This is a genomic window from Streptomyces sp. NBC_00459 (assembly GCF_036013955.1).
Classification (GTDB): Bacteria; Actinomycetota; Actinomycetes; order Streptomycetales; family Streptomycetaceae; genus Streptomyces.
Genome location: NZ_CP107903.1, coordinates 3,323,959 through 3,344,554, shown reverse-complemented (window position 1 = coordinate 3,344,554; position 20,596 = coordinate 3,323,959). Strand labels below are relative to the sequence as shown.

At 71.4% G+C, this 20,596-nt stretch carries 13 protein-coding genes; 4 read left to right on the top strand and 9 right to left on the bottom strand.

Annotation, left to right across the window (positions count from 1 at the left end; genetic code table 11):
- Positions 1–272: 272 nt before the first annotated feature.
- Positions 273–4,268: a type VII secretion protein EccCa gene (gene eccCa, locus OHN74_RS14450; RefSeq protein ID WP_327700117.1), complete on the top strand. Its 3,996-nt coding sequence runs from the start codon at positions 273–275 to the stop codon at positions 4,266–4,268.
- Positions 4,269–4,357: 89 nt separating this feature from the next.
- On the opposite strand, the gene OHN74_RS14445 is transcribed toward eccCa, so the two are convergent.
- Positions 4,358–5,533, bottom strand: coding sequence for a S8 family serine peptidase (locus tag OHN74_RS14445; RefSeq protein ID WP_327694979.1), 1,176 nt, complete (start codon positions 5,531–5,533; stop codon positions 4,358–4,360).
- Positions 5,534–5,729: 196 nt separating this feature from the next.
- Between OHN74_RS14445 and OHN74_RS14440 the strand changes: the two genes are divergently transcribed.
- On the top strand, positions 5,730–9,047 hold the full coding sequence (locus OHN74_RS14440; RefSeq protein WP_327694978.1) for a right-handed parallel beta-helix repeat-containing protein: 3,318 nt from the start codon (positions 5,730–5,732) through the stop codon (positions 9,045–9,047).
- A 107-nt stretch (positions 9,048–9,154) separates the two neighbouring features.
- Here OHN74_RS14440 and OHN74_RS14435 read toward each other — a convergent pair whose 3' ends face one another.
- From OHN74_RS14435 to OHN74_RS14400, 8 genes are all read right to left on the bottom strand, one after another.
- Positions 9,155–9,550 carry a cupin domain-containing protein gene (locus OHN74_RS14435; protein ID WP_327694977.1) on the bottom strand — a complete coding sequence of 132 codons (396 nt, stop codon included), beginning with the start codon at positions 9,548–9,550 and terminating at the stop codon, positions 9,155–9,157.
- On the bottom strand, positions 9,550–10,287 hold the full coding sequence (narI, locus tag OHN74_RS14430) for a respiratory nitrate reductase subunit gamma (RefSeq protein ID WP_327694976.1): 738 nt from the start codon (positions 10,285–10,287) through the stop codon (positions 9,550–9,552). The genes OHN74_RS14435 and narI overlap by 1 nt, the downstream gene beginning before the upstream one ends.
- On the bottom strand, positions 10,284–10,925 hold the full coding sequence (gene narJ / locus OHN74_RS14425) for a nitrate reductase molybdenum cofactor assembly chaperone (RefSeq protein WP_327694975.1): 642 nt from the start codon (positions 10,923–10,925) through the stop codon (positions 10,284–10,286). The genes narI and narJ overlap by 4 nt, the downstream gene beginning before the upstream one ends.
- Positions 10,922–12,652 carry a nitrate reductase subunit beta gene (gene narH / locus OHN74_RS14420; RefSeq protein ID WP_327694974.1) on the bottom strand — a complete coding sequence of 577 codons (1,731 nt, stop codon included), beginning with the start codon at positions 12,650–12,652 and terminating at the stop codon, positions 10,922–10,924. Before narH ends, narJ begins: the two co-directional genes overlap by 4 nt.
- Positions 12,652–16,380, bottom strand: coding sequence for a nitrate reductase subunit alpha (locus tag OHN74_RS14415; protein ID WP_327694973.1), 3,729 nt, complete (start codon positions 16,378–16,380; stop codon positions 12,652–12,654). The genes narH and OHN74_RS14415 overlap by 1 nt, the downstream gene beginning before the upstream one ends.
- Positions 16,377–16,931 (bottom strand): hemerythrin domain-containing protein, encoded by a 555-nt coding sequence (locus OHN74_RS14410; RefSeq protein WP_327694972.1) that lies wholly within the window; start codon positions 16,929–16,931, stop codon positions 16,377–16,379. Before OHN74_RS14410 ends, OHN74_RS14415 begins: the two co-directional genes overlap by 4 nt.
- The gene (locus OHN74_RS14405) at positions 16,906–18,078 is read right to left on the bottom strand and encodes an MFS transporter (RefSeq protein WP_327700116.1); all 1,173 of its coding nucleotides are present in this window, start codon (positions 18,076–18,078) and stop codon (positions 16,906–16,908) included. Before OHN74_RS14405 ends, OHN74_RS14410 begins: the two co-directional genes overlap by 26 nt.
- 736 nt (positions 18,079–18,814) lie before the next feature.
- Complete coding sequence (locus tag OHN74_RS14400; protein ID WP_327694971.1) at positions 18,815–19,036, bottom strand: hypothetical protein; 222 nt, start codon at positions 19,034–19,036, stop codon at positions 18,815–18,817.
- A gap of 12 nt (positions 19,037–19,048) precedes the next feature.
- Between OHN74_RS14400 and OHN74_RS14395 the strand changes: the two genes are divergently transcribed.
- Complete coding sequence (locus OHN74_RS14395; protein ID WP_327694970.1) at positions 19,049–19,810, top strand: cation-translocating P-type ATPase C-terminal domain-containing protein; 762 nt, start codon at positions 19,049–19,051, stop codon at positions 19,808–19,810.
- 23 nt (positions 19,811–19,833) lie between these two features.
- Positions 19,834–20,490, top strand: a complete 657-nt coding sequence (locus tag OHN74_RS14390; protein WP_327694969.1) for a helix-turn-helix domain-containing protein — start codon at positions 19,834–19,836, stop codon at positions 20,488–20,490.
- The last annotated feature ends 106 nt before the right edge of the window (positions 20,491–20,596 follow it).

Below are 20,596 nucleotides of genomic sequence, written 5' to 3'. Positions count from 1 at the left end.
TCTCTGAAGGTGCTTTCCGTGTCCTGGACGGGACGCCGGACGACGCCCCACCGAACATCGCGCCCGGCCGGTCCGGTTTGCGATGGCGCGAACTTGCCGTGGCGGACCGGTCGTTGGCGTTCGATATGACGATCGTAGTATCAGTTGCATCGCGGGCTTCAGCCGCCACCGGGACAGCAGCCGGCACAGACCATCCGCCGACCGGCTTCCTGCACCGTCCCGCCCGGGCATCGCCCGCCCCGCAAGTCCTCGTAAGGAGAAGCTCCTTGAGTGTGGTCCTGTTCCGCCGCCCGGCCCGGCGCCGAGGGCCGGAGATGCCCGACGGGGAGCTGAACCTTCAGGAGCCGCCCGCGCTCCCCGAGGTGGTGCCCGACTCCTCGGCCGTGTGGACGTACCTCCCCATGGCGATGATGTCCGTGTCCATGATGTTCATGTTCATGCGGCCCGGAATGACCCGCGGCAGCGGCGGGTTCATCTATCTCGCCCTGGGCGTGATGGTGGTCGCGGCCGCGGCGATGATCGTCGGTCAGGCGATGCGCCGCAGCAGCGAACGCAAGCAGCGGCTCAAGGGCGAACGGCGGGACTATCTGCGCTATCTCGGCCAGATCCGGCGCAAGGTGCGCGGCGCGGTCGTCGACCAGCAGCGGGCGCTGGCCTGGCGGCACCCCGAACCCGCCGCCCTCTGGTCGATGGTGGGCACGACCCGGCTGTGGGAACGCCGCCCGCGCGACGAGGACTTCGGCGAGGTCCGGGTGGCCGTCGGCGAACAGAAACTGGGCCTGAAGCTCACACCCACCTCCACCAGCCCCGTCGAGGACCTGGAACCGCTCGCCGCACACGCCCTGCGCAGCTTCATCCGCGCCTACGCGACCGTGCCCGAGCAGCCCATCGCCATCTATCTGCGGGCCTGGGCACGGGTGCTGTTCCGCGGCGACGAGGAACGCATCCGCTCCGTGGCCCGCGCCGTCCTCGCCCAACTGGCCACCTTCCACTCGCCGGACGACCTGTGGATCACGCTGTGCGTGTCCGACGAACGGCGCGCGGACTGGGAGTGGACCAAGTGGCTCCCGCACGCCCTGCATCCGCACGACACCGACGGCGCCGGACCCGCCCGGATGACGTTCTCCGCGTTCGGCGAGCTGATGGACTCCCTCGGCGCCGAGTTCGAGGAGCGGCCCCAGTTCGACCCCGACGCCGTGCCCGGCCGGGAGGAACCGTTCACCGTGATCGTCGTGGACGGCGTCACCGTACCGACCGGACACCGGCTGGAGGGACCCGGCTTCCGCAACACCGTCGTACTGGACCTGTCGGGCGCGCTCGCCTGGCGGCCCGGCCGGGTCACGCTCCGCTTCGACGTCACCAAGGACACCTTCGGGCTGGTGCGCACCGACCGGGACCGCAAGGAGCAGACCACCGTGCTGGGCCGCCCCGACAGCCTCGGCGTGGTCGGCGCGACGGCCCTGGCCCGCCGGATCGCCCCTTACCGCATGGGCCTGGGCACCGGCGCGGACGCCGCCGAACCGCTGTCCATGAACCTCGAACTGACCAACCTGCTCGGCATTCCCGACCTGCACCGGCACGAACCCGCCAGGCTGTGGCAGCAGCACACCGGAGCCGGCAGGCTGCGGGTGCCCATCGCCGTCGGTGTCGACGGCCGGCCGGTGGAACTCGACATCAAGGAGTCCGCGCAGGGCGGCACCGGACCGCACGGCATGCTCATCGGCGCCACCGGCTCCGGCAAGAGCGAACTGCTGCGCACCCTCGTCCTCTCCCTCGCCCTCACCAACTCCTCGGAGACGCTGAACTTCGTCCTCGTCGACTTCAAGGGCGGCGCCACCTTCCTCGGTCTCGACGAACTCCCGCACACCTCCGCCGTGATCACCAACCTCGCCGGTGAGGCCGCGCTGGTCTCCCGGATGCAGGACGCCCTGCACGGCGAGTTGATGCGCCGTCAGGAACTCCTGCGGGCCGCCGGCAACTACACCTCGGCCCTCGACTACGAGAAGGCGCGCGCCTCCGGAGTCCCGTTGCAGCCGCTGCCCAGCCTGTTCGTGGTCGTCGACGAGTTCAGCGAACTGCTCGCCGCACACCGCGAGTTCATGGAGCTGTTCGTGATGATCGGCCGGCTCGGACGCTCTCTCGGCGTCCATCTGCTGCTCGCCTCGCAGCGCCTCGACGAGGGCCGGATGCACGCGCTGGAGAGCCACCTCTCCTACCGCGTCGGTCTGCGGACCTTCTCCGCGATGGAGAGCCGCGGAGTCCTCGGGGTGCCCGACGCCTACCAGTTGCCGCCGCAGCCCGGGAGCGGCTTCCTCAAGTCAGGGGTGGAGGAACTGACCCGCTTCCGCGCCGCGTACGTCTCCGGCCCGTACGAGAAGCGGGGTGGCGGCGCCCACCAGGTGCGGGTGGCCAGCCAGACCGTGCCGTGGACCACGAGCTATGTCGTGCCCCGGCAACTGCCCGCCCCCGCCCCCGACCCGGACGCCGAGACGGAGGAGACCGGCGACACCCTGCTGTCCGTGGCCGTGGAACGACTGCGCGACGCGGGCCCCCCGGCCCACCAGGTGTGGCTTCCCCCGCTGGACCTGCCGGCCACCCTCGACCAGGTGCTGCCGCCGCTCACCCCGGACCCCGAACTGGGGCTCACCGCCGTCGGCTGGGCGGGCCGCGGCAAGCTCACCATTCCCCTCGGCATCGTCGACCGCCCCTTCGACCAGCTGCGTGATCTGCTCACCGTCGACGTCTCCGGGGCGGGCGGCCACATCGCCGTCGCGGGCGGCCCGCAGAGCGGCAAGTCCACGATGGTCCGTACCCTGCTGACCTCCCTCGCGCTCACCCACACCCCTCGTGAAGTGCAGTTCTACTGCCTGGACTTCGGCGGCGGAACACTCGCCGGCCTTTCCGGCCTGCCCCATATGAGCGGCGTCGCGGCCCGCCTGGACACCGAGCGGGTGAGCCGGACCGTCGCCGAGGTCACCTCACTGCTGGCGGCCCGGGAACGCTTCTTCCTCGACGAGGGCATCGACTCCATGGCGACGTTCCGGCGCCGCCGGGCCGCCGGGGAGTTCCCCGACGAGCAGCACGGCGACGTGTTTCTGGTGATCGACGGCTGGTCCACGGTGCGTCAGGACTTCGACCGGTACATCCAGACCTTCGGCGCGATCGCGGCGCGAGGCCTCAACTACGGCATCCACCTGATCGTCACCACCTCCCGCTGGGTGGAGCTCACCTCGGCCATCCGCGACCAGGCCGCCACCCACCTGGAACTCAGGATGGGCGACCCGATGGACTCCGAGATCGACATGCGGCGCGCCAAGACCGTGCCCCGGATGCCCGGCCGGGGCCTGACCCGGGACACCAAGCTGCACTACCTCACCGCGCTGCCCCGGATCGACGGGGTCGAGTCGGCGGAGGACCTCACGGACGGGGTCGCCGAGCTGGTCGCGGCGGTCCGGGAGAGCTGGCCGGGTCCGTCCGCCCCTGCGGTCCGGATGCTGCCGACTCGACTGCCCGTCGCCGAACTGCCCGCCCCCGACGCGCCCGCGGGCGGTTTCCGGATGCCGATCGGCCTGGAGGAGCAGGAACTCTCCACCGTGTGGCACGACTTCACCGAGACCCCGCACCTGATCGTCGTCGGCGACACGGAGAGCGGCAAGACCAACCTGCTGCGGGTGGCGGCCCAGGCGATCATGAACCGTTACTCGCCCGCCGAGGCCCGCATCATGGTCGTCGACTACCGGCGCGAACTGGTCGAGGCCGTCCCCGACGAGTACCGCCTCGGCCACGCCGTCTCCATCGACGCCCTCAAGGACATGGTCTCGGGCGCGGCCCGCGCGGTCACCTCCAGGCTGCCCGGCCCCGACATCACACCGGCCCGGATGCGCAAGGCCGACTGGTGGAACGGCCCCCGGCTGTTCATCCTGGTCGACGACTACGACATGGTCGGCACCGGCCCGATGAACGCCCCCTTCGAGCCCCTTCTCAACCATCTCGCCCTCGGGTGGGAAGTCGGCATCCACCTGATCGTCTCCCGCTCGGCGGCGGGCGCGGGGCGCGGTATCGGCGAGGCGCTCCTCCGCCGCCTGCTGGAGGTCAACACCCCGACCCTGCTGCTGTCGTGCCCCCCGTCGGAGGGCTTCATCATCGGCTCCCTGAAGGGCCGCAACCTCCCTCCGGGCAGGGGAACACTGGTGACACGACGGAAGTCGACCCAGGTGCAGACGTCGGTGCTGGGGGACGCCGGGCACTTGAGCCTGTCCGGCGATTGAGGACAAGGCCCGTTCAGGGCCGAAGGGGGGTCTGGGGGCGCAGCCCCCAGGAACAGGATGGGACGGGTAGGGGCGGCGGGGGCGAAACCTCACCCCGCAGGCCGCCACCCCCGCGCCCGCCCCCGAGGAACCACCACCGCGAGCGCGGCGACCAGCAACAGCACCCCCGCCCCCACCCCCGCCACGACCAACGCCCGCTGCCGAGGTTCCGACGACACCGCAGCGGGAACGACAGCCTTCGCGGGCCGGGGCACGGCCCCCGCCTTCTCCGCGAGCACGGTGGTGAGCGCCGCGTAGGGATCCAGTCGAGGCGGCGCGGCCGGATACGCGGCCTCCGTCAGCTGCCGGGACACCTCCGCCGCTGACATCTCCGGATGCCGCGCCCGCACCAGCGCCGCCGCCCCCGCGGTGTGCGCGGCGGCGAGCGAGGCACCGGAGCCGATGAAGTGCCCTTTCCCCCGGGGCCCGAGGCCGACCACGGAGTCGCCGGGGGCAGCGAGGTCTGCCCCGGAGACCACCGGCGCGTTGTCCGGCCGCCCGGCGTCGGGACCGTAGCCGGTCACGGCCAGTACCCCGGGCGCCGCGGCGGGCCAGTACCAGGGCTCCGCGGCCACGAGGTCCCCGGTGGCCCGGTCCTTGGGCAGGGCGTCGGGGGCGAGCGGCGCGACGACGAGGGCGTCCTCGCGGCTCGCGTACCCGACCGCGTCCGTCAGCTCCGCCTTGCCGTCCGCGAGCGCCACCCCGACATAGATGACCGAGGCCCCGGCGTCGGCGGCCTTCCGTATCCCCTCGGCGACCCGGGCCGCCGAGGTGTTGCCGCGCTCGTCCGTGCCCCGTACGGCCAGGATCTCGGCCTGCGGTGCCAGCCCGGCGGGGCCACCGTCCGCCGCCCCCGCCGCGGCGATCAGACCGGCCGCGAACGTGCCGTGCCCCACACAGTCCTCGCCCGCGCCGCCGAGCGCGGTCACCCGCCCGGACAGCCCTGCGGCGGTCGTGCTCACCCCGGTGTCCACCACCGCGACGGTGACCCCGGCGCCCTGGGAGAGCGTCAGGGACCGTGCGTGCCCGAGAGCCGCCGACGCCCACGGCAGGCCACCGGCCTGTTCACCGGAGGCGGCGACGCAGGACTCGTCAGCCCCCAGAGCGGACCGCACGGCGGGCAGCTTCACGGAGTCGGCCGCCGCGGGAACGGCGGCCGACAGGGCCACGAGCAGGGGAGCGGCAACCGCCGCCCCCCGAAAGCGCAGAGTACGAGCAGCACGCATCCCGCGATCCTAGGCGCCGCGGACGAGAGCCGGACGTACCGGGTCGCTACGTGAACTGCCTTGCCTCTCCTGGAAGATGGCGGCGCCGGTCCCGTAGCCTTCACCGCGTGCGCACGTCCGTACGACCCGTGCCCGGCGACCCGTACCCGGAACGGGAGTCGCGCGGCGGCGGCACCACAACGAGGAGGATCGACGCGTGTCACGGCAGTTGCTCAGGGTCAGCCCGGACCAACCGGACAGCTTCCGGACGATCGGTGAGGCCCTGGAGAAGGCACGCGCCGGAGCGGTGATCCGGGTGCGGCCCGGCCGTTACGCCGAGAACCTGACCGTCAGGACGCGCGTCACCATCGCCGCCGACGGCGACCCGGGCAGCGTCGAGATCTGCCCGCGCCGGGGCTCCGCGGTCGTCCTGGTCGCCGACGCCGTGATGCTCACCGACCTGACGCTGCGCGGCGGCAGCGAGGACCTCCCGGTGGTCGACGCGCCGCGCGGCCAGGTCGCCATGGACGGCTGCACGGTCGTCGGCTCGGGCTGGACCGCCGTACTGGCCCGCGAATCCGGCTCCCTGGCCATGCGCGACTGCCGGGTCAGCAACCCGAAGGGCGCCGGAGTCGTGGACGCCGCGTCCACCGGCAGCGTCATCGAGGGCTGCCTCGTCGAGAACACCGGCACGTCCTCCGTCGTCATCGGCGAGGACGCCCGTACGACCGTCCGGGACTGCCGGCTGCGGGACGCCCGCGCCAACGGCGTACTGGCCAGCGGCACCGCACAGGGTCTGGTCGAGTACTGCGACATCTCCGCCACCGACAAGCCCGCCATCGCCCTGGAGGGCAGCAGCGGCACCCGGATCGTCCGCACCACCGTGCACGACACGTCGGTCGGCGTCTACATCACCAGCAGCTCCCGCCCGGTCCTGGAACAGGTCACCGTCCTCGACACCACCGGCCCCGGCATCATGCTCGCCGACAGCGCCGACCCCGAACTGGTGAGCTGCCGCACCGCACGGACCAAGGGCAGCGGACTCGCCGTCACCGAACGCTCCCGGGGCACCTTCCGGGACTGCGAGTTCGACCAGGCCGCCGCGCCCGCGATCCGTGTGATCGGCTCCAGCGCGCCGACCCTCACCGGCACGGCGGTACGCGACTGCGCCGACAAGAACTGCGCCGTACTGCTGGAGGACGAGTCGTCACCGGAGTTCGACGGGCTGGTCGTCTCGGACGCGTCAGCCGTCGGCATCCGGATCCGCACCGGCGCCAACCCGCTGGTGCTCCGCGCCCGGATCAGCGGTCCCGGCGGCCACGGCGTCGAGGTCGTCGAGGACGGGCGCGGGCGGCTGGAACACTGCGAGATCGACCGGACGGGCGGCGCCGCACTTCGCATCGCCTCGGGCGGCAGGCCCGAGGTACGCGACTCGGTCCTGCGCGAAGCCGCCGACTCCACCGTCTCCGTGGGCGCGGCGGGAATCGGCACCCTCCGGGACTGCCGGGTGGAGACCGGCCGCGCCTCCGGTCTCGTAGTCGAGAACGGCGGCGAACTGACTGTCCTGCGCACCCACGTCACGGACTGCGGCGCGCACGGCGTACTGGTGTCGAACGGCGGCCGGGCCGCCCTCACCAACTGCCAGATCACCGGCAGCGTCGGCGACGGCATCCGGATCGACAGTTCCGAGCCGGTCACCGTGATCGGCTGCACCGTACGCGACAACCGGGGTGCGGGCCTCAGGCAGTCCCGCGCGGGCGAGCGCCTCACGGTGGAGGACCTGAACAGCGCGGGCAACGCCGCACCGGACGCCTGGGGCGACACACTCCCGCACGACGTCGCGGCGGCCTCGGCGGCGGGGGAGCAGGGCAAGGCATCCCCGCTGGGCCCGCTGGCGGAACTGGAGTCCCTGGTCGGCCTCGCCGACGTCAAACACCAGGTACGGACCCTCGTCAACCTCAACCAGCTCTCCCAGCGCCGCGCCCAACTCGGCATGCCCGTACCGCCGATGAGCCGCCACCTCGTCTTCTCGGGCCCGCCCGGCACCGGCAAGACCACCGTGGCCCGCCTCTACGGCGGCATCCTCGCGGAACTGGGCGTACTGCGCTCCGGACACCTGGTCGAGGTCTCCCGTGCCGATCTCGTCGCCCAGGTCATCGGCGGAACGGCGATCAAGACCATGGAGGCGTTCAACGACGCCCTCGGCGGTGTGCTGTTCGTCGACGAGGCGTACACCCTCATGTCCGACAGCAAGGGCTCCGGCGCCGACTTCGGCCGGGAGGCGATCGACACCCTCCTCAAGCTGATGGAGGACCACCGCGACGAGGTCGTCGTCATAGCCGCCGGCTACACGGACGAGATGGGCGCCTTCCTCTCCTCCAACCCGGGCCTCGCCTCCCGCTTCACCCGGACCGTGGAGTTCGCCAACTACTCGGTCGGGGAACTGGTGACCATCACCGAGAACATGTGCGCCGGCCACCGCTACGAACTGGATCCCAGCACCCTGGACGCGCTCGCCCGGTACTACGAACGCATGCCGCGCGACGCCACGTTCGGCAACGGCCGCGCCGCCCGCAAGGTGTTCGAGGAGATGATCGACCGCCAGGCACACCGCCTCAGCGCCATGCCGAACCCGGCCGAGAGCGACCTGACCCTGCTGCTCCCCGAGGACGTCGCGGACGACTCCGCCGCCAAGGCCGACGACGGCCCCGGCTCCGAGGAACTGCTCGCCGAACTGCACGCCATGGTCGGCCTGACCGCGGTAAAGAACGAGGTGACGGCCCTGGTCAACCTCCTCACCGCCACCCGCCAACGACAGGCGGCCGGCCTGCCCACCCCCAAGATCAGCCAGCACCTGATCTTCTCGGGCCCGCCCGGCACCGGCAAGACCACCGTCGCCCGCCTCTACGCGGACCTGCTGCGTTCCCTCGGCGTCCTGCCCAAGGGCCAGCTCGTCGAGGTGGCCCGCGCCGACCTGGTGGGCCGCTACGTGGGCCACACCGCGCAGCTCACCAAGGACGCGTTCGAACAGGCGCTGGGCGGTGTGCTGTTCATCGACGAGGCGTACACGCTCACCCCCGAGGGCGCCGGCTCCGACTTCGGCCGGGAGGCGGTCGACACCCTCCTCAAGCTGATGGAGGACCACCGCGACGAGGTCGTCGTCATAGCCGCCGGCTACACGCACGAGATGGCACGCTTCCTCGCCTCGAACCCCGGCCTGGCCTCCCGCTTCTCCCGGACCGTGGAGTTCGAGAACTACACCACCGACGAACTCCTCGACATCCTCGCCCGCACCGCCACCGGATACGGCTACGACTGCACCCCCGAAGCCCTCACCGAACTCCGCGCCTACGTGGACGCCCTGCCCCGCGACCGCTCCTTCGGCAACGCCCGCACGGCCCGCCAGATCCTGGAAACCATGATGACCCGCCAGGCCGGCCGCATCGGCGCTCTCCCGGCCCCCGACCTGGACGACCTCCGCATGCTCCTCCCGGAGGACCTCCCCGGGATCCCGGCCCCGCGGGCGACGTACTGACGGACGGAAGGCCCCGAGCGCCCTCCGGGGCAGTGGAAGACCCGCCACAAGTGATCTTGTGGCGGGCTGGGAAGGGTCCTTCCCGGTCATGCGGGTCGCTTGTGCGTTCATGCCAGCCGGACGGTGAGGAGTACCGCCGCGTCCGTCTCGGCGGTCAGACTGTGCCGTTCGTCGGGAACGGCGACGATGTCGCCCTGGCCGAGGGGCCATGCGCGGTCGGTGGCGCGGAGTGTCACCCGGCCGGTCAGGCAGGTGAGGGTGGCAGCGTCCGGGGCCTCGTGTTCGGCGAGTTCGGAACCCTTCGCGAGCGCGATCAGGGTGACGCGAAGTCCCGGAAGCGCGACGACGGTTCGTGCCGCTCGCCCGGAGCTTCCGGAGTTGGCGGAGCCGGTGGACCTGGCATCGGCGAGCAACTGCTCACCCATGGCGGACAGGTTGGTGACCTCACCGGCGGACAGGTGTGTCTCGGGAGGCCGGGCAGGAGCGTTGTGGTGGGTGTTCATCAGGTGCGTTCCCATCCGCGCCGGGGAGTGCGGGAGCCCAGCTGCGCGTCCCGGCTGCGATAGACGATGTAGGGGCGGGTGAGATAGCCGAGCGGTGCGGTGAGCATGTGCACCAGCCGGGTGAACGGCCAGACGCCGAACAGCAGCAGGGCGCTGAGCACGTGCAGGCGGAACAGCAGTGGCGCACCGGCCATCAGCGCGGGGTCGGGGCGCAGGTAGAAGACCGACCGGAACCAGGGCGAGATGGTCGTGCGGTAGTCGTAGCCTCCGCCGATGATGTTGCTGACCACGGTGGCGGACAGCCCCAGTGCCAGGGTCAGGGTCAGCATGACGTACATGAGCTTGTCGTTGCGGGTGGTGGCACTGAACACCGATCCGACGGTGCGCCGCCGGTAGACGAGGATCCCGAGCCCGGCCAGGGTGCTGACCCCGGCGACGGTCCCCAGCGTGGTGGCCATGAGGTGGTAGGCGTGCTCGCTGACACCGACGGCCTCGGTCCAGCCCTTCGGGATCACCAGGCCGCCCACGTGGCCGAGTACGACCGCCAGGACCCCGAAGTGGAACAGCGGGCTGCCGATGCGCAGCAGCTTGCTCTCGTACAGCTGGCTGGAGCGGGTGGTCCAGCCGAACTTGTCGTAGCGGTAGCGCCAGACATGGCCGGCGACGAACAGGGTCAGCGCGATGTACGGCAGGACGACCCACAGCACGACGTCGAGTGCGTTCGCGTCCGGGGTCATGACCGGCCTCCCGTCGGGGCGGGCATGAACTCAGGGGGTGCGAACGGCGCGAGACCGACCTGTTCCTCGGGCGGCCCCTGGGCGGCGAGCTTGGCGACTGCCTCGCGCTCGTCACCGGCCAGCGGGGGCAGGGTCGCCGAGACGGAGTCCAGGACGTCGGCCCACGCGGATCGCGCGTCGCGCAGTGCCAGGCGCAGCAGTTCCAGTCCGGCCCGGTGCTCGGTCAGCAGGCGCCGGCCGGTTTCCGGGTCGCCGGTGGCGGCGAATTCGAGGACGACGCAGAGGTGGTCGGGCAGTTCGTCGTCGGTCAGGCGCAGTCCGGCCGCCGCGTAGGTCTGCTTGAGGCGCAGCAGCGCGGCGCCGCGATTGCGGGTGTCGCCGTGGGCGTAGTACGTCAGGAAGAGGCAGTTGCGTTTGCGGTGGTCGAAGGTGGTGACGTAGTCCGCCGCCAGGTCGGTGGCGGGCGTCCGGTCGAGGTGCCCGAGGAACCGGCGCAGCGGCGCGGCGACCCGGTCGGGCAGCGTGTCGGTCACCGCCCGTACGAGCCGCGTCTGTTCGAGCAGCCGCTCGTCGGGATAGCCGAGGAGGAGGGACTGGACCTGCCAGGCGGCGGGGCCGTGTCTGCCGGTGGGGGTCATGGGCGCGGCTCGCTCTCGTCGGCTCCGGAGGAGTGGGGAAACAGGCCCTGGGGGCGGCCGTTGCCGTCCCAGTTGAGGAGGTTGAGGCGGGTGGACTTGTCGCCGGGGGACGCGGGGGTGTCCATGGCGTCGGCGCTCTGGCGGTCGCGCTGCAGGCGGAAGTTCTCCACGGCGATCGGGGCCGGAGCATCGCCGGAAGCCTCACCGAAAGGCCCTGAGCCGCCCATGCCCGGGCCGTCCTCGAAGTCGAGGCTGCACTCGGTGGCCAACTCCTCCAGGCTGTGCGCCTGTTCGGCGTGAGCGGGCGGGATGACGTACCTGTCCTCGTACTTGGCCAGCGCCAGCAGCCGGAACATGTCGTACATCTGCTCCTCGGTCATGCCCACCGCGGCGGGGATGGTCGCGTCGGGTTCCCGGCCGAGGTTGATGTCGCGCATGTAGCTGCGCATGGCGGCCAGCCGTCGCAGTACCGCGTCCACGGGGACCGGGTCGCCGGCGGTGAAGAGTTGGGCGAGGTAGTCGACAGGGATGCGCAGCGCGTCGATCGCGGCGAACAGGTTGCCCCGGTCCTCGGCGTCGTAGCCGGTGTCGCGGACCACGTCCACCACCGGGGACAGCGGCGGGATGTACCAGACCATGGGCAGCGTGCGGTATTCCGGGTGCAGTGGCAGGGCGACCTTGTACGTGTTGATCAGGGCGTGGACGGGGGAGCGCCGGGCGGCCTCGATCCAGTCCCGTGGGATGCCCGACCGCTCGGCGTCGGCGGCCACCTGCGGGTCGTCGGGGTCGAGGAAGACCTGTCGCTGTGCCTCGTACAGGTCGGTGTCGTCGGGGGTGGAGGCGGCTTCGAGGACCTGGTCGGGGTCGTAGAGGACCAGGCCGATGTAGCGGAGCCGGCCGACGCAGGTCTCGGCGCAGACGGTGGGCTGGCCGACCTCGATGCGCGGGAAGCAGAAGGTGCACTTCTCGGCCTTGCCGGTGCGGTGGTTGAAGTAGATCTTCTTGTACGGGCAGCCGGAGACGCACATCCGCCAGCCCCGGCAGCGGTCCTGGTCGACCAGGACGATGCCGTCCTCGGAGCGCTTGTAGATCGCGCCGGAGGGACAGGAGGCGACGCAGGACGGGTTGAGACAGTGCTCGCAGATCCGCGGCAGATAGAACATGAAGGTCTGCTCGAACTCGAACTTGACCTTCTCGGCGATCCCGGCGAGGAGGACGTCCTTGTCGCCGTGGTCGGCCGAACCGCCGAGATTGTCGTCCCAGTTGGCCGACCAGGTGATCTTCATGTCCTTGCCGGTGATCAGGGACTTGGGGCGGGCGACCGGGGTGTGCTCCTGGAGCGGCGCGTTGGTCAGCGTCTCGTAGTCGTAGGTCCAGGGCTGGTAGTAGTCGTCGAGCGAGGGCAGCGTGGGGTTGGAGAAGATGTTGATCAGCTTCTTGAACCGGCCGCCGCCCTTCAGCTGGAGATTCCCGCGCTTGTTGAGGTCCCAGCCGCCGCGCCACTTCTCCTGGTCCTCGTAGCGGCGCGGATAGCCCTGGCCGGGGCGGGTCTCGACGTTGTTGAACCACACGTACTCCACGCCCGGCCGGTTGGTCCACGCCTGTTTGCAGGTGACCGAGCAGGTGTGGCAGCCGATGCACTTGTCGAGGTTCATCACCATCGCCATCTGCGCCATGACCCGGCGGCCGGGCGGTGTGGTCGGGGGCGTCGCGGCTGTGGGGGCCATCAGTACGTCACCTCCTGGTCGGTGCGGCGGCGGATGACGGTGACCTCGTCGCGCTGGTTGCCGGTCGGACCGAGGTAGTTGAAGGCGTACGTCAACTGGGCGTAGCCGCCGATGAGATGGCTCGGCTTGACCAGCAGCCGGGTCAGCGAGTTGTGGACGCCGCCGCGCCGACCGTTGGTCTCGGTGCGGGGGACGTCGATGAGCCGATCCTGGGCGTGGTGCATGTAGACGGTGCCTTCCGGCATGCGGTGGGAGACGACCGCGCGGGCCGCGACGACGCCGTTGCGGTTGACCGCCTCGATCCAGTCGTTGTCGTGCACGCTGATCTTCGCCGCGTCCTCCTTGCTCATCCAGACGGTCGGGCCACCTCGGGAGAGCGAGAGCATGAACAGGTTGTCCTGGTACTCGGAGTGGATGGACCACTTGTTGTGCGGGGTCAAGTAGCGGACGGTGATGCCGAGTTCGCCCTGATCGCCCACCTCGGGCTCGTCGAAGAGGGCGTGCATGTTCAGCGGCGGCCGGTAGACGGGCATCCACTCGCCGAGTTCGGCGATCCAGTCGTGGTCGATGAAGAAGTGCTGACGGCCCGTCAGGGTGTGCCAGGGCTTGAGCCGTTCGACGTTGATGGTGAACGGCGAGTAGCGGCGCCCGCCGGACTCCGTACCCGACCATTCGGGCGAGGTGATGACCGGGACGGGTCCCGCCTGGGTGTCGGCGAAGGTGACCCGCCTGCCCTCGGCCTCTGCGGCCAGGTCGGCCAACTCGACGCCCGTACGGGCTTCCAGGGTGTGGAAGCCCTGGGTGGCCAGGTGCCCGTTGGTCGTTCCCGACAGGGCCAGGATCGCCTCACAGACCTGCACGTCCCGGGCGATCGAGGGGCGGCCGTCGGCCGGACCGCCGCGCACGGTGCCGTTCTTGTGCCGCAGGTACTCCAGCTCCTCCCGTACGTCGAAGGTGACGCCCTTGGTGGTGGCGCCCAGGGTGTCGAGGAGCGGGCCGAGGGCGGTCATCCGGTCGGCGACGGCCGGGTAGTCGCGCTCGATCACCACCAACTTGGGCATGGTCCGGCCGGGTATCGGCTCGCATTCGCCGGCCTTCCAGTCCCGGACACGGCCGTGCGGGGTGGCCATCGCGTCGGGGGTGTCGTGCAGCAACGGCGCCGCCACCACGTCCTTTTCGGTGCCGAGCCGCCCCTCGGCGAGACGGCTGAACGCCGCCGCGATGGTGTTGAAGGCGTCCCAGTCGGTGCGGGTCTGCCAGGGCGGCGGGATGGCCGGGTTGAAGGAGTTCACGAACGGGTGCATGTCCGTGGTGTTCAGGTCGTGCTTCTCGTACCAGGTCGCCGCCGGCAGCACGATGTCGGAGTAGACGGTGGTACTGGTCATCCGGAAGTCCAGGGTGAGCAGCAGGTCGAGCTTGCCCACCGGTGCCTCGTCGCGCCACACCACGTCGCGCGGGCGGGCGTCGGGCGGCGCCTCGGTGGCGCGTACGGCGGAGTCGGTGCCGAGCAGGTGCTTGAGGAAGTACTCGTTGCCCTTGGCGGAGGAGCCGAGCAGGTTCGCCCGCCAAATGGTCAGAACCCGGGGGAAGTTCTCCGGCGCGTCCGGGTCCTCGCCCGCGAACTTCAGCCGTCCGGACCTGAGTTGGTCCACGACGTACTCCGGCACCCCCTGCCCGGCGGCCTCGGCGTCCGTCGCGAGGGTGAGCGGGTTGCGGTCGAAGGTCGGGTAGGACGGCATCCAGCCCATGCGGGCCGAGGCGGCGATGACATCGGCGGTGCTCCTCCCGGCGAACGTGCCGCCCGCGCCCGCGGCGGCGAGGGTGTCGGCGCTGAAGGGGTCGTAGCGGAACTGGTCGGTGTGCAGGTACCAGTACGCGGTCTGGATCATCTGCCGGGCGGGCCGGTGCCAGTCGGCGGCCGTCGCGATCGCCGAGTAGCCGGTGATCGGACGGACCTTCTCCTGCCCCACGTAGTGGGCCCAGCCGCCGCCGTTGACGCCCTGGCAGCCGGTCAGCGTCGTCAGGGTGAGGAAGGAGCGGTAGATGGTGTCGGAGTGGAACCAGTGGTTGGTCCCCGCCCCCATGATGATCATGGAGCGGCCTTTGGACTCCTCGGCGTTGGTGGCGAACTCGCGCGCGATGCGGGCCGCCGTCTCACCGGCCACCCCGGTGATGGCCGCCTGCCAGGCCGGGGTGTAGGGCTGGTCGGGATCGTCGTACCCGGTCGGCCAGATACCCGGCAGCCCGTCGCGGGCCACGCCGTACTGGGCGAGGAGCAGGTCGAACACCGTGGTCACCAACTGCCCGGCGATCCGGCGTACGGGGACACCGCGCCGCAGCTGCCCGGCGGTCCCGTCCGGGGTGTCGAACCGGGTCAGCTCGACCGTCACGGCGTCCTCGCCACCACCATCGGCGGTCAGCAGGGGATCGGTGTCGCCGAGGTCGAGATTCCACTTCCCGGCGCCTGACTCGCCGTAGCGGTGGCCGAGCGAACCGTTCGGGACGACCGGCTCGCCGGTGGCGGCGTCGAGGAGGACGGTCCTGAACTCGGCGTTCTCCGCCTCGGCCGCGGTGCCGCCCAAGTCGGCGGCGGTCAGGAACTTCCCCGGCGCGTACGTCGACTCCGCCCCGGAGCCGCGCTGTTCGAGGGTGACGAGGAAGGGCAGGTCGGTGTACCGCTTGACGTAGTCGGTGAAGTATTCGACCTGGCGGTCGACGAAGAACTCCTTGAGGATCACGTGCCCCATCGACATGGCCAGCGCCCCGTCGGTGCCAGGCGCGGCGGGCAGCCACTCGTCGGCGAACTTGACGTTGTCGGCGTAGTCCGGGGCGACCGCGATCACCTTCTGCCCCCGGTAGCGGGCCTCCGCCATCCAGTGCGCGTCCGGGGTGCGGGTCACCGGCAGGTTCGAGCCCCACATGATCAGATATCCGGCGTCCCACCAGTCACCGGACTCCGGTACGTCCGTCTGGTCCCCGAAGACCTGCGGGGAGGCGACAGGCAGGTCGGCGTACCAGTCGTAGAACGACAGCATCACCCCGCCGAGCAGCGAGTAGAAGCGGGCACCGGCGGCATGGGAGACCATCGACATCGCCGGGATCGGCGAGAACCCGGCCAGCCGGTCGGGACCGTACTTCTTGATCGTGTGGACGTGTGCGGCGGCGATCATCTCGCTCGCCTCGTCCCAACTCGCCCGCACCAGGCCGCCCTTGCCGCGCGCCGACTTGTAGCGCCGGGACCGCTCCGGGTCGGAGACGACGTCCGCCCATGCCAGCACCGGGTCACCGAGCCGGGTCCTGGCCTCCCGGTACATCTCCAGGAGCACCCCACGTACATAGGGGTAGCGGACGCGGGTGGGGGAGTAGGTGTACCAGGAGAACGCGGCGCCGCGCGGGCAGCCGCGCGGCTCGTACTCCGGGCTGTCCGGGCCGACGGTGGGGTAGTCGGTCTGCTGGGACTCCCAGGTGATGATCCCGTCCTTGACGTACACCTTCCACGAACACGAGCCGGTGCAGTTCACCCCGTGGGTGGAGCGCACCACCTTGTCGTGGCTCCAGCGGTCCCGGTAGAAGTCGTCGGCCTTGCGGCCACCGATCTTGAACAGGGTGCGGTGGTCGGCGGAGACCTCGGCCTTGGTGAAGAACCGGCGGGTGCGAATGAGCGCGTCCGTCAACTCGCCTTCCAAAGCTGCGGGTTGGCGTGGTTGTCTGTCAGCTCGCGGATTCATCGTGCTGCCTTCCTGTACGTGCTGTGTCCCCGGTCGCCGGACGGGCTCTGTGCTTTGTCCGCTTGAGGACGATCCGGCGGAAGGCCGGCGACACGGGCGCGGACCGCGTCCACGGCCTCCCAGGCCTCCGTGCTGAGTTCGACGAGTGCGGCGGGGAACACCCCGTCCTGCTCCTTGAGGATGTGGTCGCGCAGCAGATCCAGCGCGTCCAGCAGCCGCCGGGGCCAGGCGGGATCGGCCGGGACACCGGCGGCGGCCTCGCCGAGGACCGCCTCGATCTGCCGGTGATCTGCCTCGAGTGCCGCGATACGTTCGGGGAACTCCTCCGCGAGCGGCGGGAAGAGCCCCTGCTCCTCCACCGCCGTGTGCGGCACGAGAACGGCGGAGATCCGGCGCGCGAACTGTGCCATCAGGGGTACGTCGGACTCGCGGTGCGCGGTGCGGATGTCGCCGATGAGGTTGACGACCACGTCGTGTTCGCGGGTCAGTTCGGCTATCGCCGGCAGCGCCTGGCAGCCGCAGTACTCACACATGGCCGGCGCCGGTGCCACGGGTGACGGCCCTGCGGACGGTCGTCGCGGTGAACGCCAGGGCGGTGGCGGCGATCAGGGCTAGCAGGGCCAGCCCGAGCGCGTAGGTGCCGTAGGCGCCGTACAGGGAACCCATCAGCAGAGGTGGGACGAAGCCGCCCAGCCCACCGGCCGCGCCCACGACACCGGTGACGGCGCCGACCTTGCCGGCCGGGGCGAGCAGGGCGACGAGGGCGAAGGTGGCACCGCTGCCCGCGCCGAGCGCGGCGGCGATCGTCAGGAAGGTGATGGTGCCGAGCGGGGCCAGCGGCGGGGCGAAGGACTGGACGGCCGCGCTCACCGTGACCACGGCGAGTGCCACGGCCAGTACACGGGTGGGGCCGAGCCGGTCGGACAGCCAGCCGCCGACCGGCCGCATCACCACCGCCAGCAGTACGAACCCGGCCATCCGGTTGGCCGCGTCGGCCTGCGCCAGGCCGTACCCCGACTTGAGGTAGGTGGGCAGATAGACGGAGAAGGCGACGTATCCGCCGAACGCGACCGCGTACAGCGCCGATGCCTGCCAGGTGACACCGAGTCTGACGGTGGCGGCGAGCCGTCCCGCCATGGTCCCGGCCGGCGCAGCCCTGCCCGGAGCGTCGCGCAGCAGGAACGCGGCCAGCGCCGCATAGCCGGCCAGCACGATCGCGGTCACCACGAACGGGGTTGCCAGACCGTGCGTCTTCACCAGGTTCACCGTGGTCAGGGCGCTGATGGCGGTGCCGCCCATCCCCGCACCGAAGACACCGATCGCGAGCCCCCGGCGCTCGGGCGGGAACCAGGCGCTGACGAACGGCACCCCCACCGCGAACGCGGTGCCGCCGACACCGAGGAAGAACCCGCCCACCAGCAGCTGGTTCAGGGAGGAGTGTCCGGCCAACCCCAGATACAGGACGGGGACGATGGTGGCCGCGGAGACCAGCGGGAACATCACCCGGCCCCCGAACCGGTCCGTCAGCGCACCCACCGGTATACGGCCCAGCGAGCCCACCACCACCGGCACGGCGACCAGCAACGCCTGCTGGAACGCGCTCAGTTGCAGGCTGTCCTTGAACCGCGGGCCGAGTGGGCTCAGCAGTGCCCAGGCCCAGAAGTTCACCGCGAACCCGACCGTGGCGAGCGCCAGCATCAGCCACCGGCGGCCTGCCGACGGCGGCGCCTCGGCCTGGGCGTTCGTGACGGGGCCGGGCGACCGGGGCGAGCCGACGCCTGCCCGCGGGTTGTCCGTCCGGTTGCCCGTCGGGGCCCCGTCTGTCGAGGACTTGCCTGCTGGGGACTTGTCTGCCGGGGTCTCCGGCTTCGCAGGGCGGGGCATCGTAGGCATGCTTTCCTCGGCTCCTCAAAAGTGCCGTCGGACGGTCGTGTCCCGTGTCTCGTGGCCGTGGCGGCCCGACCACGGCGTCCCGTAAGGATCACCAGGGGCCGACCCCCACGGCAGGGGCCGTTGGTCCTCGACTCCCGAGCCGACCGGGGTACATGTGCCGGGCGGTGTCCGGGTACGCCGGAGCGCGTCGGCGCGTACAGGGGCGCCATGCCGATCCGCCCCGGCCGGGGAGAGCGGGGCGCTGCACGGCGAGCATGGCTGTGTGCGGAGAGAGGAGAGGAGATGGAACGGAACCGGTGGCCGCGGGGGAGACACCAGGCGGCCGAAGGGGCGCGACCGGTGCATCTGTGTCAACTGGCAGTGTGCCGCCGGGGTCCAGGGCGTCCGGCCTCAGCCTAGCCCCATCCTGTGGGCAGGGACCGCGGTGCGCTCCAGTTGATGAGGACCTGCGGTGCGCCGGCCAAACGGGGCCGATCGGCCTCTTGTCCGGGCCGATGGGCTCTGCTCCGGTGCGCGGTGGGTGTGCGACCGTCGCTGCGGGTTACTCGTACCGCCGTGATCGGAGACTGGTGTCGGCCATGGGCATGAGGGTGAGGTGGTGGCGGTGGCGGCGCAATCCGCTCAGGCGCCGCTCGGATGCCGTCGAGGCCTGGGTCGTCCTGGTGACGTCCGTGGTGATGGCGGCGGGAATGCCACTGGCCGGAGCCCTGAGCTCGGAACGCGTCGGTGGTGTGTGCTGCTCCAGCAGCGCCAGGAGCGGCACCGTACCTCCGCCGTGCTGACCGAGGACGCCGGCGATCCGGGGCCCGGCACGTACGCCCGCACCTGGGCGGTTGTGCGGTGGACGGCGTCCGGCGACACGGTCCGTACGGCGGGGGTACGGTTCGCGGCGGGCAGCGGTGCGGGCACCAGGACCGTGATCTGGACGGACGGGCAGGGCCGGCTCGTCAGCGCGCCGCTCACCCCTGGGCGGGCCGTCGCACTGTCCGCCTTCGCCGGGATGCCGGCCGCGAGTGGAGTCGCCCTGTTGCTGCGGGCCGGCCAGATCCTGTGGATCAACCTGCTCACCCACGGTCTGACCGGCGTCGCCATGGGCGCCGAGCCGGTCTCCCGGCACGCCATGCGCCGCCCGCCGCGTCCGCCCGGACAGCATGTGCTCGGCGGTGGGCTGTGGCAGCGGATACTGCGCCTCGGCACGGTGGCCACCTGCACCAGCCTCGCCGCGGGACTGTGGATCCGGCACACCGGGCAGCCCTGGCAGACCACGCTGTTCCTCGCGTTGCTGGCCGCCCAGCTCGGTGTCGTACTGGGGCTGCGGGAGCGGCTGTTCACCCGTGAGAACCCCTTCCTGCCCTGGGCGGTGCTGGTCGCCGTGGGGCTGGCGGCCGCCGCGCTGTACGTGCCGTTCCTGCGGGCCGTCCTGGAGACCTCGCCGCCCTCCTGGCCAGGTCTGACAGCGGCTCTCGCCGCGGGGCTGATCGGATTCGGCACCGCCCGAGCGGAGAGCCGGTCCACCCGGGCCGTGACTGATGAGTGACAGGCGAAGGGAAGTGATCGGCCATGCCCGAACCGACGAGGAACGCCGGAGACATCGGACGGCGGGTGACAGCACGGCGCGAGGAACTGGGTCTCACCAGGGAGCAGGTGGCCGAACGGGCGGGCACGGCTTCGGAGTACCTGCGGTACGTGGAGGAGCGGCCGATCGCGTCCCCGGGCACGGGCTTCCTGATTCGGCTGGCCGGCGCGCTGGAGACCAGCGTGGCCCAACTGCACGGCAGCGACGCCGACTTGCCGCCCGGCATCGGGCAGGCGGCCTACCGCCCCGAGCTGACGGAGCTGGACCCCGGGGAGTGCTGGGCCAGGCTGTCCACACACGGCGTCGGACGCGTCTCGGTGTCCACGCCCGACGGGCCGGCCATCGTCCCGGTCAACTACACGGTCGTGGACGGCACGGTCGCCTTCAGCACCGCGCGCGGCACCACGCCCGCCCTGGCCGCAGGCGCCGAGGCCGCCTTCGAGGTGGACCACATCGACGAGGCGCTGAGCGAGGGCTGGAGCGTCCTCGTCGTCGGCCGTGCCGAATGGGTCACCGACCCCGCCGCCGCCCGGCACCTCGTCGGCGTGGCCCGCTCGGCGGCGTGGGCGGGCGGTGACCGCGAACTGTGGGTGCGCATCACCCCGGAGCGGGTCACCGGACGCCGGATCCGCGCCCGCTGACCTGCTGCGGGGTGCTGCGCGGGCCCTGGTCCGCCCGGGTCGGTCCTGCGGGACGACCGCGACCGGGACAGGGCAAGGCAGGACAGGACAGCGGCATGGTGCGTCA

Coding starts and splice junctions, on each gene's coding strand:
- narJ (WP_327694975.1), bottom strand. CDS start 10,925: ATGACCCCCACCGGCAGACACGGCCCCGCCGCCTGGCAGGTCCAGTCC.
- OHN74_RS14435 (WP_327694977.1), bottom strand. CDS start 9,550: ATGAACACCCACCACAACGCTCCTGCCCGGCCTCCCGAGACACACCTG.
- OHN74_RS14405 (WP_327700116.1), bottom strand. CDS start 18,078: ATGCTGGCGCTCGCCACGGTCGGGTTCGCGGTGAACTTCTGGGCCTGG.
- OHN74_RS14415 (WP_327694973.1), bottom strand. CDS start 16,380: ATGAATCCGCGAGCTGACAGACAACCACGCCAACCCGCAGCTTTGGAA.
- OHN74_RS14390 (WP_327694969.1), top strand. CDS start 19,834: ATGCCCGAACCGACGAGGAACGCCGGAGACATCGGACGGCGGGTGACA.
- narH (WP_327694974.1), bottom strand. CDS start 12,652: ATGGCCCCCACAGCCGCGACGCCCCCGACCACACCGCCCGGCCGCCGG.
- OHN74_RS14445 (WP_327694979.1), bottom strand. CDS start 5,533: ATGCGTGCTGCTCGTACTCTGCGCTTTCGGGGGGCGGCGGTTGCCGCT.
- narI (WP_327694976.1), bottom strand. CDS start 10,287: ATGACCCCGGACGCGAACGCACTCGACGTCGTGCTGTGGGTCGTCCTG.